Here is a 4,680-nt window from a genome sequence, read left to right as displayed (position 1 = left end):
GCGCGCTCGATAATTTCGTGAAAGACCTCGGCCGCCTGTTCCCCACTATCCCCGTCACGATTTCCGGACCGCAGATCGCGCGCATCTCCGTGCCCATCCCCGAAAACGTGAAAGTGCTCCTCTCGATGGACGAGGTGCTCCAATACGCCCGCCGCAAGCAGGTGCCCGCTTCCTGAGCGCAGTTTACAAGAGATTTTTTTCGAGGATCGTACTGATTTCCGGCGCACGGTTCATGATCATGAAGTGGCCGCCTTTGAGGATCGTATGCGTGGGGGTAACGTACCGCCGCGGGAAAGGCCTGTCGCTGCTGCCGTGGATATGCAGCAGGCCCGGCGGCGTCCAGTCATTGTTCCACTGCAGGATGGCCCCCAGCGCCCAGCGCATGTAGCGGAGGTCTTTTTTGCCGAGGTAGTCGTCGAGGAGGCGGCGCTCTTCTTCGCTGCCGCATTGCATGAACAGCTGCACCACGAAGCGCCGGTTGGAGAAAAGGAGCCTGTCGGGCAGGCGATTTAATACTTTGCTGGCGAAACCATTGTAGTACGGCGGCAATTCCTGCCGCGATTTCACGCTGGAAATAAGGACCACCTGCCGAACGGGCATTTGCCGCGCAATTTCGATGCTCATCATGCCGCCGAAGGAAAGTCCGACGAGAATGGGTTCCGGGTGGAGAATCCTCCGGGCCATGCGCCCCGCATATTCGCCGATGGGTTCCCCGGCATTGAGGGGCGTGATCCAGGGAAGGTAATGCACTTCGCAGTCGGCCGGAAACACCAGTCGCCCGAACACCCGTTCGTCGGCCCCCAGGCCGCTGATCAGGTATATGTGCCTTTTACTCATCCCCACCGGAAGTTTTGCGGATGTCGTAACGCTCCATCTTGTTGTAAAGATGGCTTCGCTGGATGTCCAGCGCCTGTGCGGTTTTGCTTACGTTCCATCCGTTTTTTTGCAACATGAATTCGATGAATATCTTCTCCACTTCGTCCCGGAAATCGTGCAGCTTCGTTAAAACGAGCAGTTCGTCATTCAGGTAGTGGCTTTTTTTTTGTCGTGATTGGGCACCACGTAATTCTCCACATCATCGGCCGTAATGGTTTTCCCGGAAAGGATCACCAGCCGCTCCACTACGTTCCGCAGTTCGCGGATGTTGCCCGTCCACTGATGTTGCTGCAGCGCCTTCATCGCGTCTTTCTCCGCCGTTTTGCGGGCGGTGCCGTATTCCGCACATACGAGATCGAGGAAGTGGTCCACAAGAAGGGGGATATCGTCGCGGCGGTCGTTGAGCGAAGGCACGTGAATGAGGATCACGCTGAGGCGGTGGTAGAGGTCGAGGCGGAAGTTTTTGTCTTCCACTTCTTTCAGCAAATCTTTATTTGTAGCCGCTACCACGCGAACGTCCACGCTGATTTCCTTTTCGCCGCCCACCCGGGTGATTTTTCCTTCCTGCAGGGCGCGCAACACTTTGGCTTGTGCGCTGAGGCTCATATCGCCGATTTCGTCGAGGAAGAGGGTGCCGCCGCTCGCCTGTTCGAATTTACCGATGCGTTGTTTCACGGCGGAGGTGAAGGAACCTTTCTCGTGGCCGAACAGTTCGGATTCGATGAGCTCGGAAGGGATGGCCGCGCAGTTCACTTCCACCATGGGACCGCTGGCGCGGTTGCTGTAGGCGTGAATCCAGCGGGCCACGAGCTCCTTGCCCGCGCCATTCTCGCCGGTAACGAGTACGCGCGCGTCTGTCGGCGCTACTTTATGGATGGTATCCTTGATTTTTACGATAGGCCCTGATTCGCCGATCATGTCGGGCGTTTTGTTCACCTTTTTTCGCAGCGTTTTGGTTTCGGCTACCAGGGTGGTTTTGTCCAGCGCGTTGCGGAGGGTGATGAGGAGGCGGTTGAGGTCGGGCGGTTTGGAAATATAATCGAAGGCGCCTTTCTTCACCGCGTCTACCGCCGTGTCGATATTACCATGGCCGGACACCATGATGATGGGCACGTCGCCATTGATTTCGCGGGCTTTCTCGAGGAATTCGAGGCCGTCCATCTTCGGCATTTTGATATCGCACAATACGGCGTCGTAAGTTTTGGCCTGGAACATTTTGAAGCCTTCGGCTCCGTCGGCCGCTTCGTCGATTTTATACCCCTCGTAGCTCAGGATTTCGGTGAGCGTTTTCCGGATGCTCTTTTCGTCGTCGATGATCAGAATGTTGGCCATAGTTTGTCTATTATTTTAAACACGGCAAAAATAACAAGAAACGGCTGATGTAGCGCAATTCACTTACTTTAAACGGCAGCGAAATAAAAAAATATCGCTGGACGGGCGTTTTAGGCAAATAAAGTCTACCAATCTTGTCGGTTTTATCAGTAATTTTAGCCCGACACAGGTAACTATACGTTATGATGCACCCACTACTCGAATTATTGAAACAGCGGCATGCTGCTGCCGGCGTTGTGGCCTATCCCAGTTCGGAGGCCGTCTGGCAGTTCTGCAACGACCTGATCAACTGGCTGTTCCCGGAGCATAGCGGCCGGGTGATGGATGACGCTGCCATCGAGCAGTACGCGGTGCGGCTGGAAACGCAGCTGAATGAGCTGCTGCAGCATATTCCCGGGCAATTGCCGGAGTCTCCCCAGGCGGTGAGCCGCCAGTTTATGGAGATGGTGCCGGGCATATACGCGGACCTCACCAAGGATGCGGAGGCCATCCTGCAGGGCGACCCCGCGGCCACCTGCGTCTACGAAGTGATCCGGGCGTATCCCGGCTTTTTCGCGATAGCGGCTTACCGCGTGGCGCATGGGCTCCATTTGCTGGAAGTGCCCCTCCTCCCCCGCGTTATCACCGAATACGCACACGCCAGAACGGGCGTGGACATCCACCCTGCGGCAGAGATCGCGCCGTATTTCTGTATCGACCATGGCACGGGCATCGTGATCGGTGAAACCACCGTCATCGGCCCCCATGTGAAAATATACCAGGGCGTTACGCTGGGCGCGCTGAGCATCGACAAAACGATGGCCCGCGCCAAGCGCCACCCTACTATCGAGGAAGGCGTGGTAATTTACGCCGGCGCCACCATCCTCGGCGGAGACACCATCATCGGGCACCACAGCGTCATCGGCGGGAATGTATGGCTCATCAAATCCGTAGAGCCCCATTCCAGGATTTATTACAAAGCAGACGGCAGCATAAAAGTCACTTAATCGTATGAGCACAGTACTGGATTTAGTGGGCAACACCCCCATGGTGGCCCTTCAGCGCATCCCGGAAAATCCCGGTGTCACGATCTACGCCAAACTGGAAGGCACCAATCCCGGCGGCAGCGTGAAAGACAGGGCGGCCTACGGCATGATCAAAGGCGCGCTCGACCGCGGCGAGATCCGCCCCGGCATCAAACTGATCGAAGCCACCAGCGGCAACACCGGCATCGCGCTGGCCATGATCGCCAACCTCTTTAACGTGGATATCGAAATCGTCATGCCCGAAGATGCTACCCGCGAGCGCGTGCTCACCATGGAAGCCTTCGGCGCGAAAGTTGTGCTCACGCCCAAAGAACAAAGCATGGAAGGCGCCATCGACTATGCGCATGCGCAGGTGGAAAAAGGCGGTTATTTCATGCTGAACCAATTCGCCAACCCGGATAATTACGGCATGCACTACCGCACCACCGGTCCCGAGATCTGGCGCGACACGCGGCACGGCATCACCCATTTCGTGTCGGCTATGGGCACCACGGGAACAATTATGGGCGTTTCGCGTTTTTTAAAAGAGGTAAACCCCGGCGTGCAGATCGTGGGTTGCCAGCCGACAGACGGCAGCAAGATCCCCGGCATCCGTAAATGGCCGGAAGCCTACCTGCCCAAGATTTTCGAGCGGCAGCGGGTAGACCGGATCATGGATATTTCAGAAGCGGAAGCGCGGGAGATGACGAACCGCCTGGCGCGGGAGGAAGCGATCTTCTGCGGCATGTCCAGCGGCGGCGCGGTAGCCGCGGCGGTAAGGGTGGCGAACGAACTGACGAGCGGGGTGATCGTGTGCATCATATGCGACCGGGGCGACCGCTATCTCAGCACTGACCTTTTCGGCCAATAATTTCAACTTTCTATATCATCAACCATCAATCGGCGGCCGCGCTCCCCAGGGGGCGCGGTTCGTATTTGGGGCAGGTCCGGGGTTAAAAAAAGCTGCGCCCTTTGGGGAGCGCAGCTATGATTATGCACTGTAAAGTTGACTTTTACTTTTTCATGTACATCACTTCCTTCACCAGTTTCACGGTACGCTCGATATCGGGCAGGTACAGTTTCACCAGGTTGGGTGCGTAGTGCATGGGAGCGTCCACGGCGGTGATGCGGCGGATGGGAGCGTCCAGGTAGTCGAAACCTTCTTTCTGGATGCGGTAAGAGATCTCGGAAGAGATGCTGGCGAAGGGCCATTGTTCTTCCACGATCACCAGGCGGTTGGTTTTCTTCACGGACTCGAGGATGGTGAACCAGTCGAGGGGGCGGATGGTGCGGAGGTCGATTACTTCGGCCTCGATACCTTCTTTCGCCAGCTCTTCGGCAGCGCCGAGGGCTACTTTCATCATTTTGTTGAAAGACACGATGGTAACGTCCTTCCCGGCGCGTTTGATATCCGCTTTACCGATGGAGATTATGTATTCTTCTTCGGGAACCTCGCCCGTGTCGCAAT

General features: G+C 56.6%; 6 protein-coding genes. 2 read left to right on the top strand and 4 right to left on the bottom strand.

Annotated features, from left to right (window positions below):
- Nucleotides 1-183: 183 nt before the first annotated feature.
- The 3 genes from Q0510_RS13420 to Q0510_RS13410 are packed head-to-tail and all read right to left on the bottom strand — an operon-like array spanning nucleotide 184 to nucleotide 2,208.
- Nucleotides 184-837, bottom strand: coding sequence for an alpha/beta hydrolase (locus Q0510_RS13420; protein ID WP_298712535.1), 654 nt, complete (start codon nucleotides 835-837; stop codon nucleotides 184-186).
- The gene (locus tag Q0510_RS13415; RefSeq protein ID WP_298712532.1) at nucleotides 830-976 is read right to left on the bottom strand and encodes a helix-turn-helix domain-containing protein; all 147 of its coding nucleotides are present in this window, start codon (nucleotides 974-976) and stop codon (nucleotides 830-832) included. The genes Q0510_RS13420 and Q0510_RS13415 overlap by 8 nt, the downstream gene beginning before the upstream one ends.
- A 47-nt stretch (nucleotides 977-1,023) precedes the next feature.
- The gene (locus Q0510_RS13410) at nucleotides 1,024-2,208 is read right to left on the bottom strand and encodes a sigma-54 dependent transcriptional regulator (RefSeq protein ID WP_298712529.1); all 1,185 of its coding nucleotides are present in this window, start codon (nucleotides 2,206-2,208) and stop codon (nucleotides 1,024-1,026) included.
- A gap of 182 nt (nucleotides 2,209-2,390) precedes the next feature.
- Between Q0510_RS13410 and Q0510_RS13405 the strand changes: the two genes are divergently transcribed.
- Together Q0510_RS13405 and cysM are read left to right on the top strand one after the other, a co-directional pair.
- Nucleotides 2,391-3,194: a serine acetyltransferase gene (locus Q0510_RS13405; RefSeq protein WP_298712526.1), complete on the top strand. Its 804-nt coding sequence runs from the start codon at nucleotides 2,391-2,393 to the stop codon at nucleotides 3,192-3,194.
- Between the two features lie 4 nt (nucleotides 3,195-3,198).
- Nucleotides 3,199-4,083 carry a cysteine synthase CysM gene (gene cysM, locus Q0510_RS13400; protein WP_298712523.1) on the top strand — a complete coding sequence of 295 codons (885 nt, stop codon included), beginning with the start codon at nucleotides 3,199-3,201 and terminating at the stop codon, nucleotides 4,081-4,083.
- A 142-nt stretch (nucleotides 4,084-4,225) separates the two neighbouring features.
- On the opposite strand, the gene Q0510_RS13395 is transcribed toward cysM, so the two are convergent.
- Nucleotides 4,226-4,680, bottom strand: a 455-nt coding sequence (locus Q0510_RS13395) for a transketolase C-terminal domain-containing protein (RefSeq protein ID WP_298712520.1), incomplete at its 5' end; no start/stop codon positions are given.

Source organism: uncultured Chitinophaga sp. (assembly GCF_937874145.1).
GTDB lineage: Bacteria > Bacteroidota > Bacteroidia > Chitinophagales > Chitinophagaceae > Chitinophaga.
This window is presented reverse-complemented; position numbering and strand designations above follow the sequence as displayed.

Bases quoted from the DNA above. Each gene is read 5' to 3' on its own strand.
- Q0510_RS13420 (WP_298712535.1), bottom strand. From the start codon at position 837: ATGAGTAAAAGGCACATATACCTGATCAGCGGCCTGGGGGCCGACGAA.
- Q0510_RS13410 (WP_298712529.1), bottom strand. From the start codon at position 2,208: ATGGCCAACATTCTGATCATCGACGACGAAAAGAGCATCCGGAAAACG.
- Q0510_RS13405 (WP_298712526.1), top strand. From the start codon at position 2,391: ATGATGCACCCACTACTCGAATTATTGAAACAGCGGCATGCTGCTGCC.
- cysM (WP_298712523.1), top strand. From the start codon at position 3,199: ATGAGCACAGTACTGGATTTAGTGGGCAACACCCCCATGGTGGCCCTT.